Source organism: Streptomyces sp. NPDC004051, assembly GCF_053604275.1.
Map to the genome: position 1 here is coordinate 134,147 of NZ_JBSGHG010000012.1, position 22,547 is coordinate 156,693.

General features: G+C 72.7%; 22 protein-coding genes and 1 riboswitch. Of the genes, 17 read left to right on the top strand and 5 right to left on the bottom strand.

From position 1 onward, the window contains the following. Positions 1-134: 134 nt before the first annotated feature. Positions 135-593 carry an acyl-CoA thioesterase gene (locus tag ACWEQO_RS15875; protein WP_361457944.1) on the top strand — a complete coding sequence of 153 codons (459 nt, stop codon included), beginning with the start codon at positions 135-137 and terminating at the stop codon, positions 591-593. On the opposite strand, the gene ACWEQO_RS15880 is transcribed toward ACWEQO_RS15875, so the two are convergent. Beyond that, positions 553-1,758 (bottom strand): MFS transporter, encoded by a 1,206-nt coding sequence (locus ACWEQO_RS15880; protein WP_452983257.1) that lies wholly within the window; start codon positions 1,756-1,758, stop codon positions 553-555. The two genes, ACWEQO_RS15875 and ACWEQO_RS15880, sit on opposite strands and share 41 nt — an antisense overlap. Before the next feature lie 182 nt (positions 1,759-1,940). Between ACWEQO_RS15880 and ACWEQO_RS15885 the strand changes: the two genes are divergently transcribed. Continuing rightward, positions 1,941-3,140, top strand: a complete 1,200-nt coding sequence (locus ACWEQO_RS15885; RefSeq protein ID WP_452983260.1) for an ROK family transcriptional regulator — start codon at positions 1,941-1,943, stop codon at positions 3,138-3,140. A 53-nt stretch (positions 3,141-3,193) separates the two neighbouring features. On the opposite strand, the gene ACWEQO_RS15890 is transcribed toward ACWEQO_RS15885, so the two are convergent. Beyond that, positions 3,194-3,952: an SDR family oxidoreductase gene (locus ACWEQO_RS15890; protein ID WP_452983264.1), complete on the bottom strand. Its 759-nt coding sequence runs from the start codon at positions 3,950-3,952 to the stop codon at positions 3,194-3,196. Between the two features lie 439 nt (positions 3,953-4,391). Next, positions 4,392-4,522: riboswitch (FMN riboswitch) on the top strand. Between the two features lie 144 nt (positions 4,523-4,666). Between ACWEQO_RS15890 and ACWEQO_RS15895 the strand changes: the two genes are divergently transcribed. The 9 genes from ACWEQO_RS15895 (at position 4,667) to ACWEQO_RS15935 (ending at position 12,261) form a co-directional block, all read left to right on the top strand. Then, the gene (locus ACWEQO_RS15895) at positions 4,667-5,281 is read left to right on the top strand and encodes a riboflavin synthase (protein WP_361457956.1); all 615 of its coding nucleotides are present in this window, start codon (positions 4,667-4,669) and stop codon (positions 5,279-5,281) included. After that, entirely contained in the window at positions 5,278-5,922 is a 645-nt protein-coding gene (locus tag ACWEQO_RS15900; protein ID WP_361457959.1) for a nicotinamide mononucleotide transporter family protein, read from the top strand. The genes ACWEQO_RS15895 and ACWEQO_RS15900 overlap by 4 nt, the downstream gene beginning before the upstream one ends. Next, positions 5,919-7,208, top strand: coding sequence for a bifunctional 3,4-dihydroxy-2-butanone-4-phosphate synthase/GTP cyclohydrolase II (locus ACWEQO_RS15905; protein WP_361457962.1), 1,290 nt, complete (start codon positions 5,919-5,921; stop codon positions 7,206-7,208). Before ACWEQO_RS15900 ends, ACWEQO_RS15905 begins: the two co-directional genes overlap by 4 nt. A gap of 65 nt (positions 7,209-7,273) precedes the next feature. Continuing rightward, the gene (ribH, locus tag ACWEQO_RS15910) at positions 7,274-7,759 is read left to right on the top strand and encodes a 6,7-dimethyl-8-ribityllumazine synthase (RefSeq protein ID WP_361457965.1); all 486 of its coding nucleotides are present in this window, start codon (positions 7,274-7,276) and stop codon (positions 7,757-7,759) included. A gap of 34 nt (positions 7,760-7,793) precedes the next feature. Beyond that, complete coding sequence (locus ACWEQO_RS15915) at positions 7,794-8,066, top strand: phosphoribosyl-ATP diphosphatase (protein WP_010046365.1); 273 nt, start codon at positions 7,794-7,796, stop codon at positions 8,064-8,066. Positions 8,067-8,115: 49 nt separating this feature from the next. Next, positions 8,116-8,979: an ATP phosphoribosyltransferase gene (gene hisG / locus ACWEQO_RS15920; RefSeq protein WP_361457969.1), complete on the top strand. Its 864-nt coding sequence runs from the start codon at positions 8,116-8,118 to the stop codon at positions 8,977-8,979. Between the two features lie 25 nt (positions 8,980-9,004). Then, a complete protein-coding gene (locus ACWEQO_RS15925; RefSeq protein ID WP_452983272.1) occupies positions 9,005-9,493 on the top strand; it encodes a PH domain-containing protein in 489 nt (162 codons plus the stop codon). A gap of 258 nt (positions 9,494-9,751) precedes the next feature. Then, the gene (locus ACWEQO_RS15930; RefSeq protein WP_452983275.1) at positions 9,752-11,134 is read left to right on the top strand and encodes a hemolysin family protein; all 1,383 of its coding nucleotides are present in this window, start codon (positions 9,752-9,754) and stop codon (positions 11,132-11,134) included. Then, positions 11,131-12,261 carry a hemolysin family protein gene (locus ACWEQO_RS15935; RefSeq protein WP_452983277.1) on the top strand — a complete coding sequence of 377 codons (1,131 nt, stop codon included), beginning with the start codon at positions 11,131-11,133 and terminating at the stop codon, positions 12,259-12,261. The genes ACWEQO_RS15930 and ACWEQO_RS15935 overlap by 4 nt, the downstream gene beginning before the upstream one ends. A gap of 27 nt (positions 12,262-12,288) precedes the next feature. On the opposite strand, the gene ACWEQO_RS15940 is transcribed toward ACWEQO_RS15935, so the two are convergent. Continuing rightward, a complete protein-coding gene (locus ACWEQO_RS15940) occupies positions 12,289-14,166 on the bottom strand; it encodes an AAA family ATPase (RefSeq protein ID WP_361457981.1) in 1,878 nt (625 codons plus the stop codon). Positions 14,167-14,598: 432 nt separating this feature from the next. Then, complete coding sequence (locus tag ACWEQO_RS15945; protein WP_452983352.1) at positions 14,599-15,219, bottom strand: uridine kinase family protein; 621 nt, start codon at positions 15,217-15,219, stop codon at positions 14,599-14,601. 308 nt (positions 15,220-15,527) lie between these two features. On the opposite strand from ACWEQO_RS15945, the gene ACWEQO_RS15950 reads away from it, so the two are divergent. The 4 genes from ACWEQO_RS15950 (at position 15,528) to ACWEQO_RS15965 (ending at position 19,481) form a co-directional block, all read left to right on the top strand. Continuing rightward, positions 15,528-16,919, top strand: coding sequence for a peptidase C39 family protein (locus tag ACWEQO_RS15950; RefSeq protein WP_452983281.1), 1,392 nt, complete (start codon positions 15,528-15,530; stop codon positions 16,917-16,919). A 152-nt stretch (positions 16,920-17,071) separates the two neighbouring features. Beyond that, positions 17,072-17,230 carry an SCO1431 family membrane protein gene (locus ACWEQO_RS15955; RefSeq protein WP_361457987.1) on the top strand — a complete coding sequence of 53 codons (159 nt, stop codon included), beginning with the start codon at positions 17,072-17,074 and terminating at the stop codon, positions 17,228-17,230. A gap of 64 nt (positions 17,231-17,294) precedes the next feature. Then, complete coding sequence (locus ACWEQO_RS15960; protein ID WP_452983284.1) at positions 17,295-17,951, top strand: TetR/AcrR family transcriptional regulator; 657 nt, start codon at positions 17,295-17,297, stop codon at positions 17,949-17,951. Between the two features lie 354 nt (positions 17,952-18,305). Beyond that, on the top strand, positions 18,306-19,481 hold the full coding sequence (locus tag ACWEQO_RS15965) for an acyl-CoA dehydrogenase family protein (protein ID WP_452983287.1): 1,176 nt from the start codon (positions 18,306-18,308) through the stop codon (positions 19,479-19,481). Between the two features lie 119 nt (positions 19,482-19,600). Here ACWEQO_RS15965 and ACWEQO_RS15970 read toward each other — a convergent pair whose 3' ends face one another. Continuing rightward, positions 19,601-20,035, bottom strand: a complete 435-nt coding sequence (locus ACWEQO_RS15970) for a hypothetical protein (RefSeq protein WP_361457996.1) — start codon at positions 20,033-20,035, stop codon at positions 19,601-19,603. Between the two features lie 267 nt (positions 20,036-20,302). Here ACWEQO_RS15970 and ACWEQO_RS15975 point away from each other — a divergent pair, with 267 nt between their 5' ends. Both ACWEQO_RS15975 and ACWEQO_RS15980 read left to right on the top strand, forming a co-directional pair. Then, complete coding sequence (locus ACWEQO_RS15975; RefSeq protein ID WP_109379411.1) at positions 20,303-20,743, top strand: Lrp/AsnC family transcriptional regulator; 441 nt, start codon at positions 20,303-20,305, stop codon at positions 20,741-20,743. Positions 20,744-20,859: 116 nt separating this feature from the next. After that, on the top strand, positions 20,860-22,476 hold the full coding sequence (locus ACWEQO_RS15980; RefSeq protein WP_452983291.1) for an amidohydrolase: 1,617 nt from the start codon (positions 20,860-20,862) through the stop codon (positions 22,474-22,476). Positions 22,477-22,547 lie beyond the last annotated feature (71 nt).

The window sequence follows — 22,547 nt, forward strand, 5'->3', positions numbered from 1 at the left end:
TGTCCAGGTGTGCTTCGTACCCCTGGACAGCCCCGCTCCGGTTGTCTGAGCGTCTGCTTAGGATGAGGGCGCGCCGTTGGTTCGTGTAGGCGGCACTCATTTCGCACGCACCCTACGCACCAGGAGTTCCGCCCGTGACCGCCGAAGCCCCGACCGCCCCCGCCCTGTCGTACGGCCGGCTGATCCCCGTGACCGTCCACTTCGACGACCTCGACGCGCTGGGGCTGCTGCACAACGCGCGCTATCCGCTGATGGTCGAGCGGGCCTGGACCGAACTGTGGGAGGAACACGGCATCCGCTTCGAGGGCGACTGGGCGGCGGCCGGCGACGCCTGCAACGCGGTCAGGGAACTGCGGATCAGCTACGAGGCCCCGGTGACCCGGACCGGCGCGTACGCCGTCCACCTGTGGCTGGAGAGGCTGGGGACGACCGGGCTGACCTACGGTTTCCGCTTCTGCTCGCGGGACGGGGCGGTGACCTACGCGCGGGGGAGCCGGGTGCTGGTGCGGCTGGACGCGGAAACCCTGCGCCCGGCGCCCTGGAGCGAGACGTTCAGGACCGCGGGCCGGGAACTGCTGCGTCCGGGCGGATGACCTTCACGCGGTTCCCGGAGCGCAGCACGCCCGCGAGGCCGGCCAGACCGCACGACAACACCGTGACCAGGACGAACGACACCGTCAGACTGGTCGCCTGGGCCAGCAGGCCGATCGCGCTCGGAGCGATCAGGCCCGAGGTGTACGTGATGGTCGCGACGCCCGCGATGGCGAGGCTGGGGTTGGTGCCGCTGCGGCCCGCCGCGGCGAAGCACAGAGGCACCACCACCGCGATGCCGAGACCCATCAGCGCGAACCCGCCCATCGCCGCCGCGGGGTGCGGGGCGAGGACGATCAGCAGTCCGCCGGTGACGGCGACGACGCCGCTGGTGCGGACCGTGCGCACCGCGCCGTAGCGGTCCACCACCCGGTCCCCGGCGAGCCGGGCGATCGCCATGGTGAGCGTGAACCCGGTGGTGCAGGCCGCGGCGAGCCCCGCCGAGGCCTCCAGCCGGTCGCGCAGATAGACCGCCGACCAGTCGAGGCTCGCGCCCTCCGCGAAGACCGCGCAGAAGCCGATGGCGCCGATCAGCAGCGCGGAGCGGGGCGGCAGCGCGAACCTCGGCGGCGGCGCCTCGTCCTCGGCGGGCTGCAGATCGAGCACGTGGCCCGCGGCGGCGACGCCCGCCACCGTCAGGACACCGGCCGCGAGCGTGTGGTGCAGCCGGGCGTCCGTGCCGAGGTGCGCGGCGAGTGTGCCGGCCGCCGAGCCGATCAGGGCACCGACGCTCCACATGCCGTGCAGCCCGGACATGATCGACCGCTCGAGCCGGTTCTCCACCTCCACCCCCAGGGCGTTCATCGCCACGTCGGACATGCCGGCCGTGGCGCCGTAGACGAACAGGGCCAGGCAGAGCGTCAGCAGGTTCGGGGAGACCGACGGCAGGACCAGCGCGAGCGTCCACAGGGCGATCAGTCCGCGCAGCGCGGTGCGGGCGCCGAAGCGGTGGCTGACCCGCCCCGCCAGCGGCATCGCGAGGGAGGCGCCGATCGCGGGGAAGGCGAGCGCGACCCCCAGCTGCCCCGGGCTCACGCCGGCGTGGTCCTGGATCCAGGGCACGCGCGTGGCGAACGAGCCGGTCACAGCGCCGTGCACGGCGAACACGGCACCCACGGCGTACCGCGCCCTCCGTACCTTGCGTTGCCCGTACACCTCTGTCCTCATGGTCCCGCCCCTCCCGGTCGCACGTGGCCCTCACGCGCCGCCGTAAACTATCAGGAAGGCTGCCTGATAGATAAGGGGTTTTTCGCCGCTCTCCCGGGCCGCGCACCGATCCGGCCCCGCCGTCCACCGCCCGCCGATCACCGTGCACCGATCACGGGCGGCCGATCTGGAAGGATCACGCCATGGCCGCATCCCCCAGCACCGCCAGAGCCATCAACGACCGGAACGCCCTGCGACTGCTCCAGCAGGAAGGCCCGCTGACGGCACGGCAGTTGAAGCAGCTGACCGGTCTGTCCCGGCCGACCGTCGCCGATCTCGTCGAGCGGCTGACCGCGGCCGGGCTGATCACGGTGGTCGGGGAGGCCGGGGAACAGCGGCGCGGGCCGAACGCGAAGGTGTACGGGATCGTCGCCGACCGGGCGCATCTGGCGGCGCTCGACGTTCGTACCGAGGGCGTCGCCGTGGTCGTCTCCGACCTCGTCGGTGCGGTACTGGCCGAGGCCTACGCGCCGATCGCGGTGGACGCCGGGACCGGTCCGGCCGTGGAGCAGGCGGTGGCGCTGGTCGAGCGGACGGCGAAGGAGGCGGGCGCCGACCGGCTGCACACCGTCGGCATCGGCGTCCCCGGACTGATCGACCCCGCCAGCGGCGAACTGCGGGTCTCCAAGGGGCTGCCGGAATGGCACCGCCTGCTGGTGGCCGCGCTGCAGGAGCGGCTGCCCGGGGCACGGGTCAGCCTGGAGAACGAGACCAACCTCGCCGCCCTGGCCGAGCAGCGCGACGGCGCCGCCCGGGGCCGCGACACCTTCGTCATGCTCTGGCTGGGGCACGGCACCGGCGCGGCCGTGATCCTGGACGGCTCCCTGCGCCGGGGCGCCTCCGGCGGCACGGGCGAGATCGGCTTCCTGCCGGTCCCGGGCACCGCCGGACCGCCGTCGGCCGCCGACTGCGGCGGCGGCTTCCACTCCCTCGTGGCCGCGGCGCCGATCGCGGAACTGGCGGGGGAGTACGGGGTCGTGGCCGAGCCGGACACGGAACCGGCGGCGGCGGGGGCGGTACGGGCGGCCGCCGCGAGGGCGCGCGAGGAACCGGCCTCGGCGGACGCGCGCTTCCTCGACGCCCTCGCGGACCGCGTCGCCGTGGGGGTCGCGGCGGTGGCGGCTCTGCTGGATCCCGGATGCGTGGTGCTCGGCGGGGAGATCGGCCAGGCCGGAGGCACGGAACTCGCCGCCCGCGTGCAGGACCGGACGGCCCGGATGTCACCGCTGGCCACCGAGGTGCGCGCGAGCCTCCTGGGCGGCGGCGCGGTGCTGCGCGGCGCCCTCCTGACGGCCCGGGACCGCGCCCAGGACGAGCTCTTCGGCCCGTCCGCCGCCCCTTGACGCCGGGCGCCCCGCCACCGGGCGCCCGCCCCGGCCCCCGCCGGCTCGCGCGCCTACTCGCCGACGCGTTTCCGTCCCGCCCGTGCGGCCAGGAACTCCTCGAAGGTGCCCTTGCCCACCGCGTGCTCCGGGGCGAGGTGGCCGCCGGCACGGAAGGCGCGGTAGGCGGCGCCCCGGAGCGGAACCCTGACCACCGCGCGGCGTCGCCCCGTCGCCCGGAGGTAGGAGCGCGCCAGGGAGTCGAGCGTCCTCACCTCCGGGCCGCCCATGTCCTCGACTCGTCCCGCCGGCCCGCCCAGGGCCAGCTCGGCCAGGCGGTCCGCGACCTCGGTCACGTCGATCGGCTGGCCCTTCACACGGGACGGCAGCAGCAGCACCGGGAGCCTGCACAACCCTTCGAGGACCGTGAGCAGCAGGTCGTGGAACTGGGTCGTGCGCAGTACGGTCCAGCCGATCCCGGACTCCTCGATCAGCCGCTCCACCGCGAACTTGGTGCGGTAGTAGCCGAACGGCACCCGGTCGACACCGACGATCGAGATGTACACGAGGTGCCCCACCCCGGCCCGCCGCGCCGCCGCGAGAAGGTTCTTCGCCGCCTCTTCGTCCCCGCCGCGCGGTGTGCTCGCACAGTGGACGACCGTGTCCGCCCCCGTGACGGCCTCGTCCAGCGTGCTGCCGCCCCGGCGCAGGTCGACGGCGTACGGACGGGAGTGCCGGCTGAGCACCCGTACCTCGTGCCCGTCGGTCCGCAACCGTTCGGTCAGGTGCCGTCCGAGGGCTCCGGTACCGCCGGTCACCAGGATCGTGGTCATGCTGTTCAGCTCCTCGGGAGATGCGGGAGCTCCCCGCTGGAGCACCCTCGTCCACGAGGACGGATCGACGGCTCCGGATGTGACACGGGATCACGGGCGGCCCCGGCGAACGGCATGGTGAGGCCCGGCGGCGGGCAAGGGCCGTCGTCACCGCCGCCGGGCCGGTCTGTGCGGAGGCCGCATCAGACGCTAAGAGGACTAGACCACTGTGGTCAATGGGTGGGCGTCGGTCGGGAGGGCGCGTTCGGCGGCGTTCAAGGGGGCGGGGAGGGGCGCGTGTCTCGCCACTGTGCGCCGGGTGTGCGCCGGTGGCGCGTGGTGGCCGAGGGGCGATCGGGGGGCGTGTGACGCGTGCGGCGCCTCCAGCTGTGAGGCACTCCACACTTCTCACCTGTATGGGTGGCGGCCGGGCATGGCACACTGGGCCCAGTACCAGCAGCAGCGCACTCCGGGGTCGGTGAAAGTCCGAACCGGCGGTTACAGTCCGCGACCCGGCCGCTTCCAGTGGCCGGTTGACCAGGTGAAATTCCTGGACCGACGGTTAAAGTCCGGATGGGAGGCAGTGCGCGGCGGGCGGGCATTCGTGCGCGCCGCCGTATCGGTTCGCCCTCGGGGCGAACTCCGTCCGGCGTCGCCCCCGGTGTACCTGCCCGTACTTCTGTCGTCATCGACAGCCCCGGAGTCCGTGCCCGAAGAGGCAGGAGGACCCGGGAAGTGTTCACCGGAATCGTCGAAGAACTGGGCGAGATCACCGCCGTCGAGACTCTCGACGACGCCTGTCGCTTCCGTCTGCGCGGCCCCGTCGTCACCGAGGACGCGAAGCACGGCGACTCGATCGCCGTCAACGGCGTCTGCCTCACGGTCGTGGACCACGAGGGCGACGAGTTCACCGCCGACGTGATGGCCGAGACCCTGAACCGCTCCAGCCTCGGCGCCCTCGCCGTCGGATCCCGGGTCAACCTCGAACGCCCCATGGCCCTGGGCGCCCGCCTCGGCGGCCACATCGTGCAGGGACACGTCGACGGGACCGGCCGGATCCTCGAGCGCAAGCCGTCCGAGAACTGGGAGATCGTGAAGATCTCGCTCCCGGCCGAACTCTCCCGCTACGTCGTGGAGAAGGGCTCCATCACCGTCGACGGCATCAGCCTCACCGTCGTCGACGCCGGACCCGACTTCTTCACCGTCAGCCTGATCCCCACCACGCTCGCCCTGACCACCCTCGGCATCAAGCAGAGCGGCGACCCGGTCAACCTCGAGGTGGACGTCATCGCCAAGTACGTCGAGCGGATGATCGGCGACCGGGCCGTCGGTGAGGGGGCCGCGCGGTGAACTGGCTGAACTCCGAGGCGTTCGTCCTCTTCGACCAGCACATCAAGTGGTCGGACATGATCGGCAACGTGATCGGTCTGATCGCCCTCGCCCTCGGCTGGCGACGCTCCATCTGGACCTGGCCCGCCCAGTTCGTCTCGGGCCTGATCCTCTTCGCGGCCTTCGCCACCGCCCACCTCTCCGGCAGCGCGGGCAAGCAGGTCGTGGTCATGCTGGTCGCGGCCTGGGGCTTTCGGCAGTGGCACCGCGGCCGGCAGCAGGCGCAGGACGGCTCCCTCGCCGTGCGGTTCGCCACCTGGCGCGAGCGCGGGATCCTGGCGGGCGCGGCGGCGCTCGGCACCCTCGCGGTGGGCGGACTGTTCACCCTGTACCCGTCCCTGTCCTGGGACCCCTGGCCGGACGCGTACATCTTCGTCGGCACCGTCGTCGCCATGTACGCCCAGGCCCGCGGCATGGTCGAGTTCTGGTTCGCCTGGCTGCTGGTCGACCTCGTCGGCGTCCCGCTGAACTTCGCCAACGGCTTCGCCTTCTCCGGCTTCGTCTACATCATCTACGGCGCGCTGGTCCTGTGGGGGCTGCGCGACTGGTGGCTGCGCTCCCGCGAGGACGCACGGCCCGCCCTGGAAGGAGCGCCGGCATGAGCACGGCACCGATCCTGTACAGCACCGAGGACGCCGAGGACCTGACGCTCGACCCGGTCGAACAGGCCGTCGCCGACATCGCGGCCGGCCGCCCGGTCGTGGTCGTCGACGACGAGGACCGCGAGAACGAGGGCGACCTCGTCATCGCCGCCGAGAAGATCACCCCCGAGATCGTCGCCTTCATGATGAGCGAATGCCGCGGACTGATCTGCGCCCCCATGGAGAGCGACGAACTGGACCGGCTCCGGCTCCCGCAGATGGTCGAGGACAACACCGAGTCGATGAAGACCGCGTTCACCGTCTCCGTGGACGCCTCCGCCGCCCACGGCGTGAGCACCGGCATCTCGGCCGCCGACCGCGCCACCACCCTCCGACTGCTCGCGGGCGGCACCGCCCAGCCGGACGACTTCGTCCGCCCCGGCCACGTCTTCCCGCTGCGCGCCCGCTCCGGCGGCGTGCTCGTGCGCGACGGCCACACCGAGGCCGCCGTCGACCTGGCCCGCCTCGCCGGGCTGCGGCCGGTCGGCGCCATCGTCGAGATCGCCGGCGAGGACGGGCAGATGCTGCGCCTGCCCGAGCTGATCCCGTTCGCCCGCAAGCACGGCCTGACGATCATCTCCATCGAGGACCTGATCGCCTACCGCCGTAGCTCCGAACCCACCGTCCGCCGCGAGGCCGAGGTCCGGCTGCCCACCTCGCACGGCACCTTCACCGCCTACGGCTACCGCTCCACCGCCGACGGCGTCGAGCACGTCGCCCTTGTCCACGGCGAGATCGGCGACGGCGCGGACGTCCTCGTGCGCGTCCACTCCGAATGCCTCACCGGCGACGTCTTCGGCTCCCAGCGCTGCGACTGCGGCCCCCAGCTGGACGCCTCCCTGGAGCGCATCCAGAAGGAGGGCCGGGGCGTCGTCGTCTATCTGCGCGGACACGAGGGACGCGGCATCGGCCTGATGTCCAAACTGCGCGCCTACGAACTCCAGGAACGCGGGCGTGACACCCTCGACGCCAACCTCGAGCTCGGCCTCCCGGCCGACGCCCGTGACTACGGCGCCGGCGCGCAGATCCTCGTCGACCTCGGGGTGCGCGGCGTCCGTCTGCTGACCAACAACCCGGACAAGGCCGACGCGCTCGTCCGGCACGGCATCGAGGTCACCGGCCGCGAACCGATGCCCGTCACCGCCGGCGAGCACAACATCCGCTACCTGCGCACCAAGCGCGACCGGATGGGCCACGACCTGCCCTGGCTGGACGCACCGGCCGTGCCGACCTGCGGCAATCAGTAAGAGACCCCAGAGACCCCAGAGACCCCAGAGAACTCGAGAGAACCAGAAGAAGGCCGAGGAGAGACGTGAGCGGCAAGGGTGCACCGGAACTGTCCGTACGCGACGTGGGGGACCTCCGCGTCGCCGTGGTCGCGGCGCAGTGGCACGAGAAGGTGATGGACGGACTGGTCGACGGCGCCCTGCGCGCCCTGCACGACCTCGGCATCGACGAACCGACCCTGCTGAGGGTCCCCGGCAGCTGGGAACTCCCGGTCGTCGCCAAGGTACTCGCCGGACGCGGCTACGACGCGGTCGTCGCCCTCGGCGTCGTCATCCGGGGCGGCACGCCCCACTTCGAGTATGTGTGCCAGGGCGTCACCCAGGGCCTCACCCAGGTCAGCGTCGACACCGGGGTGCCCGTCGGCTTCGGCCTGCTCACCTGCGACACCGAGGAACAGGCCCTGGACCGCGCCGGACTGCCCGGCTCCGCCGAGGACAAGGGGCACGAGGCGGTCACGGCGGCGGTGGCGACCGCGGCCACGCTGCGTTCGGTATCCGAGCCCTGGCGGTGAGCAGGCCCCGACACCGCGTAGGGTAAGGACCACCATGTCCAAGAAGACGTTCGAGGAGCTCTTCACCGAGCTCCAGCACAAGGCCGCGCACGGCGATCCCGCCACCTCCCGCACCGCCGAACTGGTGGAAAAGGGCGTCCATGCCATCGGCAAGAAGGTCGTCGAAGAGGCCGCCGAGGTCTGGATGGCCGCCGAACACGAAGGCAAGGAAGCGGCCGCCGAGGAGATCTCGCAGCTGCTCTACCACGTCCAGGTGATGATGGTCGCCCGCGGCATCTCCCTCGACGACGTCTACGCCCACCTGTGATCGCAGGCACCGCCCCACCACCGCCCACACCGCAAAGGAAGCCGACCTCATGCTGCGCATCGCACTCCCCAACAAGGGTTCACTGGCAGGCCCTGCGGCGGAGATGCTGCATGAGGCCGGCTACCAGCAGCGCCGGGAGTCGAAGGAACTGAGGATCGTCGACCCGGTCAACGAGGTCGAGTTCTTCTACCTCCGCCCCCGCGACATCGCGATCTACGTCTCCTCGGGCCGCCTCGACATCGGCATCACCGGCCGGGACCTCCTGGTGGACTCGGGCGCCGAGGCCGAGGAGATCCTGCCCCTCGGCTTCGCCCGCTCCACCTTCCGCTTCGCCGCCAAGCCCGGTGTCGCGCGGAGCGTCACGGACCTCGGCGGCAGGACGGTCGCCACCTCCTACGAGGGGATCGTCGCCCGGCACCTTGCCGAACAGGGCATCGACGCCTCCGTCGTCCACCTCGACGGCGCCGTCGAGACCGCCATCGAACTGGGCGTCGCCGAGATCATCGCGGACGTCGTCGAGACCGGCACCTCCCTGCGCAACGCGGGCCTGGAGGTGCTCGGCGAGCCGATCATGACTTCGGAGGCGGTCGTCATCCGCCGCACCGGCGCCTCGGCCCGGCCCGACGAGGCCGTCGAGCCCAAGGTGGGGCAGTTCCTGCGGCGTCTCCAGGGCGTCCTCGTCGCCCGCACCTACGTGATGATGGACTACGACTGCCGGGTCGAGCAGTTGGAGAAGGCCGTCGCGCTCACCCCGGGCCTGGAGTCCCCGACCGTGTCCCCGTTGCACAACGAGGGCTGGGTCGCCGTCCGCGCCATGGTCCCTTCCAAGGAGGCCCAGCGCATCATGGACGACCTCTACGACATCGGTGCCCGCGCCATCCTCACCACGGCCATCCACGCCTGCCGTCTCTGACCCGGACCGATCCCGGAGCCGCACCATGCCGGACACCTCCTCGGACCAGCCGTCCGACGCGCCCGCCCTGCCCGACCTGCCCGTCACCTTCCGCCCCGGCCGCACCCGCGCGGTGCTGCTCGGTGCGGCCGCCGCGATCTTCGGGGCCCTCTCCCTGCTCGCCCTGCTGCTGGATCAGGTCGACCCGGGCGAGCGGCTCAGTTTCGTGTTCACCGGAGCCCTGCTGGGCGGCGCGCTGGTGCTGCTGGCCCGGCCGAGGGTGGAGGCCGACGAGTCCGGCATCACCGTCGTCAACATCGTCGGCAGGCGCCGCCTCGAATGGGCTCAGATCCTTCAGGTGAACCTCCGTCCGGGTGACCCCTGGGTCTTCCTCGACCTCAGCGACGGCACCAGCATGCCCGTGCTCGGCATCCAGCCGGGCATCGCCAGGGAGCGTGCCATCGCCGACGCCAAGGCCCTGCGAGCGCTCGCCGTGGCGCGTTCCGTGGCCGACCCCGATGCGTCACGGGGCTGACCAGGGGGGCATTTCGGGGAGACATAGGGGTCGTCGCACCTGACGCGGTCGCCCTTGTCCTGATTAATCTGGTGGGCGGAGGCGCGCCGACAGCGCCTCCGCCCCTGCCGGCCCGCCCGGCGCCCAGGGGCTCCAGCTGACCGAGGAGTGACCCCCTCCGGCGATGGACGGATCGTCCTGCAGTACCTGCGCCGCCCCCTGCCGACACAGCGCGAACCCGTTCCACGAGGTCCGCGACCGTGCGCAAGCGGCGGCATCATGACCACCCCCCTGCTGCTCCTCGCAGCCGCATTCCTGCTGATTCTCGCCAACGGTTTCTTCGTGGCCGCCGAGTCCGGCCTGGTCACCGTCGAACGACCGGAGGCCGAACAGGCCGCCGCCGGCGGCGACCGACGCGCCCACCAGGTCGTCGAATCACTCAAGGAGCTGTCCTTCCAGCTCTCCGGCACCCAGCTCGGCATCACCCTCACCTCCCTGGTCGTCGGCATGCTCGCCGAACCGGCGCTCGCCGGGCTGCTGCGCGCCCCCGTCACCGGCACGGGCGTCCCCGAGGGCGCCGTCCCCACCATCGCCGTGGTCGTCGGTGTGCTGTCGGCCTCGGCCGTGCGGATGGTGATCGGCGAGCTCGTGCCCAAGAACTGGGCGCTCTCCCGGCCGCTGCAGGTCGCGCGGTTCGTCGTCGGCCCGCAGCAGGTCTTCGCCCGCCTGTTCCGCCCGGCCGTCGCCGGACTGAACGCCGTCGCCGACCGGGTGGTGCGCACCCTGGGCGTCGAGCCGACCGCGGAGCCGGCCTCCGCCCGCACGCCCGGCGAACTGGTCTTTCTGGCCCGGCACTCCGCGCGGGCCGGCGCCCTGGAACAGGACACGGCGGACCGCTTCGTACGGACCCTGTCCCTGGGCGAGCTGACCGCGCAGCACGTCATGACCCCGCGGGTGAAGGTCAGCGCACTGCAGTCCTCCGCGACCGTCGAGGACGTGGTGAACCTGACCCGGGCCACCGGTCTGTCCCGGTTCCCCGTCCACACGGAGCGGATCGACGAAGTCGTCGGCATGGCCCATCTCAAGGACGCCCTCGCGGTGCCCCCGCGGGACCGGCTGCGCACCCCCGTCGGCGACATCGCCCGCCCGGCGCTGCTCGTCCCCGAGACCCTGTCCGTCCGGCCGCTGCTGACGCGGCTGCGCAGCGAGCAGCCCATCGCGGTCGTCGTCGACGAGTACGGCGGCACGGCCGGAGTCGTCACGCTGGAGGACATCGTCGAGGAGATCGTCGGCGAGATCTGGGACGAGCACGACGAGCACGAGGGGCACGGCGAGTACGAGGAGCACGGCGAACACGGCGAACTGCTCGGCGAGGCCCCCGCACCCGTGGCCGCCCGGCCGGAGGACGGCCGCCGCGCCTGGGACGTCGACGGCAGCGCCCGCGTCGACACCCTGCTCCGCATCGGCCTCGACGTGCCCGACGGACCCTACGAGACCGTCGCCGGCCTGGTCGCCGACCTGCTCGGCCGGATCCCGGCCGTCGGCGACCACGCGGAACTGCCCGGCTGGCGGCTGTCGGTCCGCCGCGTCGGCCACTACCGCGCCGATCGCGTCCGCCTGGTCGAGGCCGCTCCGCGGCCACTCGTGGAGGCGGCCCGATGAACGTGCTGCACCTCCTCCTCGCCACCCTGCTCATCCTTGCCAACGGGTTCTTCGTGGGCGCCGAGTCCGCGCTGGTCTCCGTGCGCCGCAGCCAGATCGAACCGCTCGGCACCGCCCGCGCCCGCCAGGTCCTGTACGGGCTCGAGCACCTGCCGCGGATGACGGCGGCGGCCCGGCTCGGGATCACCGTCTGCTCGCTGACCCTCGGAGCGGTCGCCGGACCGACGGTCGCCCGCCTGCTGGAGCCGGTGTTCGAGTGGATCCGGCTGCCGCACGGCATGATCCACCCGCTCGGCCACGGCGTCGCACTCGCCGCCGTGGTCTTCCTCCACCTCGTCATCGGCGAGATGGTCCCGAAGAACCTCGCGACGGCCATACCCGAGAAGGCCGCGCTGTGGCTGAGCCCCGGCCTGGTCCGGTTCGCCCGGTTGTGCCGGCCCGTCACCACAGGTCTCGGCGCCTGCGCCGAGACCGTCCTGCGGGCCTTCCACGTCGAGCCGAAGGCCGAGGCCGAGGCCGCCCTCACCAGCGAGCAGCTGAACCGGCTGGTGGAGGACGCCGGGCAGGCGGGCCTCCTCGACCCCGAGGAGGCCGAGCGCCTGGAGGACGCCCTGGAGCTGGGCTCCCGCCCGGTGACGGACGTCCTGCTGCCCCGCGAGGCACTGGTGACGGTCGGCCCCGAGGCCACCCCGGCACAGATCGTGGAACTCACCGCCCGCACCGGGTACTCCCGCTTCCCGGTCGCCGCCCAGAGCGGCGCCTTCCTGGGCTATCTGCACGTCAAGGACGTGCTCGACCTGGAGGAGACCGACCGGGCCGTGCCGCAGCGGCTCTGGCGGCGCCTGCCCGCCCTCCGGCCCGAACTCCCGCTGGACGACGCCCTCACCGTGATGCGCCGCGCCGCCACCCACCTGGCCCAGGTGGCCGACGCGTCCGGCCGGACACGGGGTCTGGTGGCCCTGGAGGACGTGCTGGAGCTGCTGATCGGCGAGGTACGGGACCCGGCACACCGCGAGACCCCGGGCGCGCGGCCGGACTCCGGTACGCACCCCGACTCCGGGACGCTTCCGGAGGCCGGACCGATCGAGGCCAGGAGCGGTGCCCCGGCGGGAGCGCTCACCCGCTGACCGCCCGCGCCGCGGGATCCGCCGGTGTCAGGGTGCCGGCGGATCCTGATCCCGTGGGCCCCGCCCGGACAGCACCTCTCCGTACGCCTGCATCAGATCCGGCAGCCGCAGCGTCGCCAGGTCCTCCCGGGTCAGCGTGCCCGGGTACGCCGGGTACGCCGACAGCCGCAGATCCCGGTACGCGCAGCTCTTCTCGTACAGCGTCCGCAGGAACCGTCCGTTGCCCAGCTCGTCGATCCACCCCTGGTCCACCACATGACCGGCGATGGACCGCAGCTCCTCCAGCGCCTCCTCGTCCCACACGTCGCCGTTCTCCGCGGCCAGCACCTCGCCGATCGCGGTGAGTTCGAGTGGCCGGTAGGACGGGAAGTCGACGCGCGTCGTGAAGCGGGAGGACAGCCCCGGATTGGCGCCGAGCAGACGGTCCATGCCCTCCGGGTAGCCGGCGAGTATGACCACCAGGTGGTCGCGGTTGTCCTCGGCCCGCTTCAGCAGCACCTGGAGCGCCTCGTCGCCGTACGCGTCGCCCTTGCCGTACCCGGAGTTGGAGAGCGCGTAGGCCTCGTCGACGAAGAGGACCCCGCCGAGCGCGGAGTCGATCAGCTCATTGGCCTTGACCGCCGTCTGCCCCAGGTACTCGCCGACCAGATCGGCCCGCTGCGCCTCCACGAGGTGGTCCCCGCCGAGCAGCCCGAGGGCGTAGAAGACCCGGCCCAGGATGCGGGCCACCGTGGTCTTGCCGGTACCGGACGGGCCGGAGAAGACGAAGTGCCGTTTCGGCGGCTGTACCGGCAACCCCTGCCCGGCCCGTAGCCGCGCCATGTTCAACTGCGCCGACAACGCCTTGACCTGACGCTTCACCGGCTCCAGCCCCACCATGCGCTCCAGCTCGGCGAGTGCTTCCTCCAGTAAGGCGGGGTCGGTGGGGCCGGTGGGCAGTGACGGCGCCGGATCGCCGGTCCGCTCGCGCACCGAGGGCCCCGCGGCCGGCCGCGGGGCTGCGGGCTGCGGGGCCGGCTCGGACAGCATCAGATCGCGGCCCTCGGTGTCGAACAGCGGATCGAGTGTGTCCGGGCCGTCCAGCGGGTCCGGGCCCGTCCCGCCGAGCGTGAGCGGGCCGAGATCGGCGGGGTCGTCGTAGCCGTCCCCCTCGGCGATGGCGGCGAGCCGGGCCGAGGTGTCCATGAAGGCGGGGTCCACACGGTGCACGGCCCGGTACAGGGGGACCGCGGCGGCACTGCGGCCGGTGCCCTCGTGGGCGCGCGCCAGCCAGTACCGCAGCTCCTTGCGCTGCGGCTGCTCGCTGCGGCAGCGCATCAGGGCCGCCGACAGCAGCGGTTCGGCCTGCCCGTACATCTCCAGGCGCACCCGGGCCATGCCGCCGAACAGGCCCGTCTCGATGCCGAGCAGCGGATCGCCGTGCAGCGGGTCGGTGTGCCGGACCAGCTGCTCCCAGTCCTTGACCAGGTAGGCGCGGCAGGCGTGCAGGAAGCGGACCTGCGGATCGGTGTCCACGGGAGGCAGCCCGGCGAGCGCGCGGTCCAGTTCGGGGACGTGGCGGCCGTCCAGCCAGTGGGAGGCGTGCGCGAGCAGCAGATCGCGAGGGCTCTCCAGCACCGGCTGCACCCACCAGCCGAGCCAGTACCAGGAGTTGAGGGTACGGCGGTGCCGGGTGCGCTGTTCGCCGAAGCGGTCCCGGTGCCGGAACATGCGCAGCAGCGAGGCCGTCGTGTCGACGCGCAGCGCGTGCAGCCCGAGCCAGCCGTCCGCCATCCCCGGGTCGATCCGCACCGCGGCCCGGAACTCCTCCTCGGCCTGCGGATAGGCGCCCATGGTGTACGCGTCCACGCCCCTCAACCAGGCGAGGTCGGCCGGGGCCTGCGGGCCCTGCGTGCCGAAGTTCATCACGTCCCCCCACAAACCGTGCCTCGTCGGTATGCCCCACCGGCTCTCGCCCGCCGGCTGCCGTGAGGCGAACCGCTGCGTTGCGGAGCGGAGTTGCACGGTGCGCGAAGCGGCGTCCGTAGGTCGCACCGAAGGCATCGTACCTGCGGCGGCGCCCCCTCCGTAGGGGTGCCGCACCCGTCGAGGACTCGGAGTGAACGGAAGGACCTCGACGGCGCTCCGTGACCGAGAGTGATCGGCATATGCCGCTCGGCAGCCGGAAAGGACGAAGAGGGCAGAACGAAGCCCCCGGTCACGGGGGAACAACCGGGGGCTTCGTGTCTGCGGGCGGCTCCGAACGGCCGCACATTGAGAACGTAAGACCTGTACGGGCCCCTGGTCAAGCGAAGTTGGAGCACTCCGGCGACTTGTTCGGCAAGGCGCTCAACATATTCAGCACGTTGCGGATGGCCCGTCACCGTACGTGAACGGAGAGGGGGGTTCGGCCGTCCCGGCAGGCCCGGGGAGTACCTCGTACCCCTCCTCTCGCTCCCGCACCAGAAGGTCGGCGAAGGGGCGTGACGGGTCCTCGGCGAAGTGCCCGCGCTCCGCCTCGACCCACCCTTCCCAGAACTCCCGTTGCTCCGCCCCGTCCCGCGCCCGCCCCCGGGACCAGGCGGCCTCCGCGGGCAGTTCCATCCACAGCAGCAGCGCCAGATGGGGCCGCAGCGCCCGGCGTCCCGCTCCGACGCCCTCGATGACGACCACCGGGGCGGGCGGCAGCGGGTGCGGCTGTCCGAAGGCGCGGGCCCGCCAGTCGTAGGGGGTGTAATACGCCCGTTCACCGCGGCCGAGCGGACCGATCACCTGGCTCAGCAGCCGTCCGGTCCAGCCGAACAGCTCCTGGTGGCTGGCGATGTCGTCGAGTCGCAGCACCGGGACGTCGCCCAGTGCTCCGGCCAGCCGGCCGGCGAACGTGGACTTCCCGGAACCGGCGTGCCCGTCGACACCGACGAGCCGGACGGGTCCACAGGAGGGAGGGAGGGCGCGGATGCGGGAGACGAGAACGTGAATGGCTGATTCCTGGAGAGGTGCGGGGCGGCATGCGGAGAGACGGTGACGCGAGCACTCTAGGACCTGACCGGGCCCGGGGGCCGGCGCCCACGCCCCGGACCGGTCCGCCGGCCCCCGGCCCGTCGGCAGGTGCGTCATCGCATCGGTCCAGTCCCCCATCGGTCGGCGCGGCACGGTCCCGGGTGCTGGCGGGCCGGCCCCGTTGTGTTCATAGTGGGCGGACACCCGCTCCACCCGGTGGACGTACGCCGTACGGCCCGCCGCGCTCCGGACCTGCACCGACTCCGACACCTGGGGGTCCTCCACCCATGAGCAGAGCCGAACAGCCCTCCCGCAGAACCCTTCTGGCCGCAGCGGTCGTCGCCGCCGCCGTGTCGAGCGCCGGCCCGGCGTTCGCCGGTACCGCCACCGGCCGGTCCGCCGCAGGCCCGGCAGGCGGCTCCGCGGACCCCGAACGGGTGGCGGGAGCCCGCCCCGTGGACAACAGGGCCTGGACCTCCTACAGCGACTGGCGCGGCGGCGCCGCCGAGGGGACCCGGGCCGTCGCGGGCGTCCGTCCCGGCCTGGTGATCGCGAAGGCCGCGGGCACCACCGAGTACACCGACCCGCACACCGGCGACACCACCGCCTGGGAGTACGCGGCCTGGACCTCCCCGGTCCACCGGCTCACCGTGCCGGCGACGGAGGTGATCGCCTCCTGGAACGCGCACACCCCCGACGGCACCTGGATCCAGGTCGAGTTGCAGGGCGCCTACGCGGACGGCACCGGCACGCCCTGGTACGTGATGGGCCGCTGGGCGGCCGGCGACCAGGACATCCGGCGCACCTCGGTGGACGGCCAGAGCGACGGCCGGAGCACGGTGTGGACCGACACCCTGGCCGTCGACGACTCCGCCTCGGGGCTGCGCCTGGTCTCGTACCGGCTGCGGCTGACCCTCCACCGCCGTCCCGGGACGGTACTGACCCCGACCGTGTGGCGGCTCGGCGCGATGGGCTCCGACGTGCCCGACCGCTTCACCGTCCCGGCCTCCACGCCCGGCCCGGCCGAGGAGCTGATCGTCCCGCGCTACTCGCAGGAGATCCACAAGGGCCGGTACCCGGAGTACGACAACGGCGGCGAGGCCTGGTGCAGCCCGACCTCCTCACAGATGATCATCGAGTACTGGGGCGGCCGGCTCTCCGAGGAACAACTGGCCTGGGTCGACCCGTCCTACACCGACCCGCAGGTGTGCCACGCGGCCCGCCACACCTACGACCACCAGTACGCCGGCTGCGGCAACTGGCCGTTCAACGCGGCCTACGCGGCCACCTTCGAGGACCTTCAGGGCGTCGTCACCCGGCTCGGCTCGCTGACCGACCTGGAGACCCTGATCGGGGCGGGCATCCCGGTCATCACGTCCCAGTCCTTCCGCGAGGAGGAGCTGACCGGAGCGGGGTACGGGACGGCCGGGCACCTGATGACCGTGATCGGGTTCACCGAGGACGGCGACGTGATCGCCAACGATCCGGCCTCCCCGGACAACGAGGCCGTCCGGCGCGTCTACCGGCGGCGCGAGTGGGAGAACATCTGGCTCAGGACCAAGCGGTACAACGCCTCGGGCAAGGTCGTCTCCGGCACCGGCGGCGTCTGCTACCTGTACTTTCCGGCACGTCCCACTTCGCGCATGCGCAAGGCGCTCGCGGCCGTCGGCGTGCGCTGAACCGGTCCGTGCGGCGGGCCGCCCCCGCCGCACGGGGCCGCCCCGGCGTGTGACCGAGCTCTCCGCCGCAAAAGCCGCCGACGGTGGCAAGGTGGACAGCGTCGCGCGAGGGACCAGCGCGCACCACCGAGATCCGAGATCAGTGAGAAGCCATGACCGCGAACGCAGCCACCGCCACCGCTCCCGTCACCGCCCCCGGTGCCCGCACCGGCGGCCCTCGGGAGGACGGCCCGGACCTCCTCGAGCACATCATGGGATGGGTTCTCGTGGTGGTCTTCGCGATGCTCGTGACCCGGCTCGGAATGCTCTGACCTGACCCGGAAGATGACCTGACATACTGCGGAGGTCCGCCCCCGCAGGAAACCTGGGTCAAGATTGAACATCAGTCAGCAGCCTGTCGTGCGCCCCGGCGCGCGCAGCACCGAGCGTTCGCTGGCACGCCGTGCCGAACTCATCGCCATCGGGCGAAAGCTGTTCGCCGACACGTCGTACGACGCGCTTTCGATGGACGACATCGCGCGTCAGGCGCATGTCGCCAAGGGGCTGATCTACTACTACTTCCACTCCAAGCGGGGCTACTACCTGTCCATCATCCAGGACTCGGTGGCCGGCCTGGTCACCTTCGCGGCGAGCGGCGTCGAACTGCCGCCCGCGGAGCGGGTGCACCGCACCGTCGACAGCTATCTGCGCTACGCCGAGCACAACCAGGCCGCGTACCGCACGATCGTCAGCGGTGGTGTCGGCTTCGACACCGAGGTCCACGCCATCCGTGACGGGGTGCGCGAGGCGATCGTCGAGACCATCGCCGAAGGCGCCTACGGGACCAGTGACATCACGCCGACGGCGCGGATGGGTCTGCTGTCCTGGGTGTGCGGCGTCGAGGGTGCCACCCTCGACTGGATCGACCGTCCCGAACTGCCCCGCGAGACCGTGTGCGAACTGCTGGTGAAGATGCTCGGCGGGGCCATGCGCGCCATCGAGGAACTGGACCCCGCGCACCCGGCTCCGGAACCCGCCCGCCGCGACGGCTGACGCGCCGGCGGTGCGGTGGGGGGCCGCACCCGGAGGGCCTCCTCGCGGGGAGGAGGCCCGGAGGTCGATTGGCATGGACCTGGCGACTTTGTCGGGGCGGGGCAGTGGGCGGACCGGGCCGGCGAGGCCGACGGCGCGGACCGGTTTCGGCGCCCGGAAAAATCTTTCAGTAAGCGGTCGTTAACAAGTGACGCGCTCGGGTTGATCGGGCATACTCACGGCTCACAGTGGCTGGTCAGCGGCTCCCGAGACCCGGGGGCGCAGCATCGGCCAGGCACCGGAACCACCCGGCGGAGCCGCCCGACCCACGGCGCACATCCGCCGATGTGCCCGAACAGGGAGGAGAGCGTCGCCATGTCCGACCACGCCCCGCAGCCGGTGGACCGGCAACTGCCCACGGAGGAGGCGCGGGACCTGATCTCGCTCGTCCGCGACATCGCGCAGCGCGAGATCGCTCCGAAGGCGGCCGAGGAGGAGGACGCCGGCCGTTTCCCGCGCGAGGTCTTCACCCTGCTTTCCGAGGCCGGACTGCTCGGACTGCCCTACGACTCGGCGTACGGCGGCGGAGACCAGCCGTACGAGGTCTACCTCCAGGTCCTAGAAGAGCTCTCCATGGCGCGCCTGACCGTCGGCCTCGGCGTCAGCGTGCACACCCTCGCCTCCTACGCGCTCGCCACCCACGGCACCGAGGAGCAGCGGGCCGAGCACCTGTCGGCGATGCTCGGCGGTGGTCTGCTCGGCGCCTACTGCCTCTCCGAGCCGTCCTCCGGTTCGGACGCGGCCTCGCTGCGCACCAAGGCGGTGCGCGAGACGGGGGGAGGCTGGACGATCACCGGCACCAAGGCGTGGATCACGCACGGCGGCATCGCCGACTTCTACACCGCGATGACCCGCACCGGTGCGGACGGCCCGCGCGGGATCACCGCGTTCCTGGTGCCCGGCGACGCCGAGGGGCTGAGCGCCGACGCTCCCGAGAAGAAGATGGGCATGAAGGGCTCGCCCACCGCGCAGGTCCACTTCGACGGCGTACGGGTCGGGGACGACCGGCGGATCGGTGAGGAGGGCCAGGGCTTCGCGATAGCCCTGTCCGCGCTGGACGGCGGACGCCTCGGCATCGCGGCCTGTGCGATCGGCCTGGCCCAGGCGGCGCTCGACGAGGCACTGGGGTACGCGGCCGGGCGGCAGCAGTTCGGGCGGCCCATCGCCGACTTCCAGGGGCTGCGGTTCATGCTCGCCGACATGGCCACGCAGATCGAGGCGGGGCGCGCGCTGTACCTGGCGGCGGCCCGACTGCGGGATGCCGGGCGGCCGTTCGCCAAGCAGGCGGCCATGGCCAAACTGCACTGCACCGACACGGCGATGCGGGTCACCACCGACGCCGTCCAGATCCTCGGCGGCTACGGCTACACCGCGGACTTCCCGGCCGAGCGCTACATGCGCGAGGCCAAGGTGCTGCAGATCGTCGAGGGGACCAACCAGATCCAGCGCATGGTCATCGCCCGCCATCTCGCGGGACCGCCGACGAGCTGACCCGGCTTTCTCGCCGGGGGCCTTCCTCGCCGGAGGTCGGGCGACGCACCGCGCACGGAGATCCCGTCGCGGTGCGCTCGACAGGCCCCTTGGCAGGCCCTGAGCCGGGCCGGGGCGGCTCAGGCGGCGTGGCGCCGTATGACGGGCACCCTGATCGGGCGCGAAGCCGGACCGCCGACGTGCGAGAAGGGCTGGGTGCGCCAGTCGAGCCCCTGGGGGAGCGTCAACAGCAGGGCGGTGTCCTGCTCCTGGAGCGCGGCGGACTCGTCCGCCGGCCGGGCCTCGTCGGCGCTGCGGCCGGTGCCGGTGCAGACCGTGAGCCCGAACGGGTTCCACGGCGAGGCGCACAGCGCGTGCTCCGGCAGAACCTCCTCGTCCGCGAGCAGTGCGATCGGCTGTGTGCAGTCCGGGCAGACGACCCGGTACATCTCGAAGGTGTCGTACGCGTCGAGTTCGTCGTCGAGAGCGTCGGGGTCGACGTACTCGGGAACGAGCTCGACGACGGGCTGCTGCCGCTTGGGCGTGGTGCGACCAGGGCGCTTAAGACTCTGCATGGGTTCTCCCCCTCGGGCTGGGCCGTGAAGGCGCTGCGGCCTCGACCACAGCAAGCACTTCCCGTCCCCCATCGGGGGTAATCACGAGAACATCACGGAGACTGTTCGAAGGGTGTGGTATTCGTCACATGCCGTTCGGGGGTGCCGCCCGCAAACGGTTTCGTCCCCCGCCCGGCTCGGGCCGGACACCCGGTGCGTCACGAACCGGGCGTGGACTGGACGGCTCAGGTATCCGAGGAGATCGACGGCACTGTAGGTTCTTGCGCCATGGAGGAGCTGGACCGACAGATCGTGCAGCTGCTCGTCAAGGACGGGCGGATGAGCTACACAGACCTGGGCAAGGCCACGGGCCTGTCCACGTCGGCCGTGCACCAGCGGGTGCGCAGACTGGAACAGCGTGGCGTCATCCGCGGCTATGCCGCGGTCGTCGACCCGGACGCCGTCGGTCTGCCCATGACCGCCTTCATCTCGGTCAAGCCGTTCGACCCCAGCGCCCCCGACGACATCGCGGACCGCCTCGCGGGCGTGCCCGAGATCGAGGCCTGCCACAGTGTCGCGGGCGACGAGAACTACATCCTCAAGGTGCGGGTGGCCACTCCGCGCCAACTGGAGGAACTGCTCGCCCGCGTGCGCTCGCTGGCGGGCGTCTCCACCCGGACGACGGTGGTCCTGTCCACCCCGTACGAGGCCCGTCCGCCGCGCGTCTGACCCGGCATCCGCGCCGCGCGACCGGACGTGCGGCACGCGGGCGCAGCGGTGCGGGCGTGACCCGAAGAACGGCCCTGGGTGCGGGCCCGGCCCCGCGAGGGGCGACACTGTGGGTCATGAGTGAACGCACCGCCCCGCCGCACACCGTCCTGCTCCGCCGCGGCGAGGTCCACAGCCCCGCCGACCCCTTCGCCACCGCGATGGTCGTCGAAGGCGGCCAGATCGCCTGGGTCGGCTCCGAGGGCGCCGCCGACTCCTTCGCGGACGGCGTGGACGAGGTGATCGACCTCGACGGGGCGCTGGTCACCCCGGCGTTCACCGACGCGCACGTGCACACCACGGCCACCGGACTGGCCCTCACCGGCCTCGACCTGTCCGACGCCCCCTCCCTGGAGGCCGCGCTGGCCCGGGTGCGGGAGTTCGCCGCGGCCCGCCCGGCCGACCGGGTCCTGCTCGGCCACGGCTGGGACGCGTCCCGCTGGCCGGGCGGCCGCCCCCCGAACCGCGCCGAACTCGACGCGGCCACCGGCGGGCGCCCCCTCTACCTCAGCCGGATCGACGTCCACTCCGCGGTCGTCACCACCGCGCTGCTCGACCTCGTCACCGGAGAGGCCGCCCGTGAGGCCCCCGGTGAGGCCCGGCCGCTCACCGGCGACGCCCACCACGCCGTACGCGCCGCCGCCCTGGGCGCCGTCACACCCGCCCAGCGCACCGAGGCACAGCGTGCCGCCCTGGCCCACGCCGTCTCCCTGGGCATCGGCACCGTCCACGAGTGCGGTGGTCCGGAGATCTCCTCCGAGGACGACTTCACCGGTCTGCTGCGGCTCGCCGCCGAGGGCGGCGGCCCGCGCGTCGTCGGCTACTGGGCCGAACGGGACGTCGCCAAGGCCCGCGAACTGGGCGCGACCGGAGCCGCGGGCGACCTGTTCGTCGACGGGGCCCTCGGCTCGCACACCGCCTGCCTGTGCGAGCCGTACGCCGACGCCGGCCACACGGGCACCGCCCACCTGGACGCCGCCGCCGTCGCCGCCCATGTGGTCGACTGCACCGAGGTGGGCCTCCAGGCGGGCTTCCACGCCATCGGCGACGCCGCCAACGGCGCGGTGGTCGACGGGATGCGCGCCGCCGCCGAGAAGGTGGGCATCGCGCGCGTGCGGGCCGCCCGGCACCGGGTCGAGCACGCCGAGATGCTCACCCCCGAGACCGTCGCCGCGTTCGCCGAACTCGGCCTGACCGCCTCCGTGCAGCCCGCCTTCGACGCCCTGTGGGGCGGCGAGGACGGCATGTACGCCCGGCGCCTGGGCGTGGCGCGGGCCCGTTCCCTGAACCCCTTCGCGGCCCTGCTGCGTGCCGGCGTCCCGCTCGCCTTCGGCTCGGACAGCCCGGTCACGCCCCTCGACCCGTGGGGCACCGTCCGGGCCGCGGCCTTCCACCGCACGCCCGAGCACCGGGTCTCCGTCCGGGCCGCGTTCACCGCGCACACGCGGGGCGGCTGGCGGGCGATCGGACGTGACGACGCGGGCGCCCTGGTACCGGGAGCCCCCGCCGACTACGCCGTGTGGCACACCGGTGACCTCGTCGTACAGGCCCCCGACGACCGGGTGGCGCGCTGGTCCACCGACCCCCGCTCCGGCACCCCCGGGCTGCCGGACCTGACCCCGGGTGGCGACCTGCCCGTCTGTCGGCGCACGGTGGTCGGCGGACGCACGGTCTTCGTACGGCCGGGAGGGTGATCTCAGCGGACCGCCCGGTGCCGAGCACGCGCCGAGTCCCCGTCTCGCGACCTGCGCATCCTCCCCGCCGG

Bases quoted from the DNA above. Each gene is read 5' to 3' on its own strand.
- ACWEQO_RS15880 (WP_452983257.1), bottom strand. From the start codon at position 1,758: ATGAGGACAGAGGTGTACGGGCAACGCAAGGTACGGAGGGCGCGGTAC.
- ACWEQO_RS15885 (WP_452983260.1), top strand. From the start codon at position 1,941: ATGGCCGCATCCCCCAGCACCGCCAGAGCCATCAACGACCGGAACGCC.
- ACWEQO_RS15890 (WP_452983264.1), bottom strand. From the start codon at position 3,952: ATGACCACGATCCTGGTGACCGGCGGTACCGGAGCCCTCGGACGGCAC.
- ACWEQO_RS15905 (WP_361457962.1), top strand. From the start codon at position 5,919: ATGAGCACGGCACCGATCCTGTACAGCACCGAGGACGCCGAGGACCTG.
- ACWEQO_RS15915 (WP_010046365.1), top strand. From the start codon at position 7,794: ATGTCCAAGAAGACGTTCGAGGAGCTCTTCACCGAGCTCCAGCACAAG.
- hisG (WP_361457969.1), top strand. From the start codon at position 8,116: ATGCTGCGCATCGCACTCCCCAACAAGGGTTCACTGGCAGGCCCTGCG.
- ACWEQO_RS15925 (WP_452983272.1), top strand. From the start codon at position 9,005: ATGCCGGACACCTCCTCGGACCAGCCGTCCGACGCGCCCGCCCTGCCC.
- ACWEQO_RS15930 (WP_452983275.1), top strand. From the start codon at position 9,752: ATGACCACCCCCCTGCTGCTCCTCGCAGCCGCATTCCTGCTGATTCTC.
- ACWEQO_RS15935 (WP_452983277.1), top strand. From the start codon at position 11,131: ATGAACGTGCTGCACCTCCTCCTCGCCACCCTGCTCATCCTTGCCAAC.
- ACWEQO_RS15940 (WP_361457981.1), bottom strand. From the start codon at position 14,166: ATGAACTTCGGCACGCAGGGCCCGCAGGCCCCGGCCGACCTCGCCTGG.
- ACWEQO_RS15950 (WP_452983281.1), top strand. From the start codon at position 15,528: ATGAGCAGAGCCGAACAGCCCTCCCGCAGAACCCTTCTGGCCGCAGCG.
- ACWEQO_RS15955 (WP_361457987.1), top strand. From the start codon at position 17,072: ATGACCGCGAACGCAGCCACCGCCACCGCTCCCGTCACCGCCCCCGGT.
- ACWEQO_RS15965 (WP_452983287.1), top strand. From the start codon at position 18,306: ATGTCCGACCACGCCCCGCAGCCGGTGGACCGGCAACTGCCCACGGAG.
- ACWEQO_RS15970 (WP_361457996.1), bottom strand. From the start codon at position 20,035: ATGCAGAGTCTTAAGCGCCCTGGTCGCACCACGCCCAAGCGGCAGCAG.
- ACWEQO_RS15975 (WP_109379411.1), top strand. From the start codon at position 20,303: ATGGAGGAGCTGGACCGACAGATCGTGCAGCTGCTCGTCAAGGACGGG.
- ACWEQO_RS15980 (WP_452983291.1), top strand. From the start codon at position 20,860: ATGAGTGAACGCACCGCCCCGCCGCACACCGTCCTGCTCCGCCGCGGC.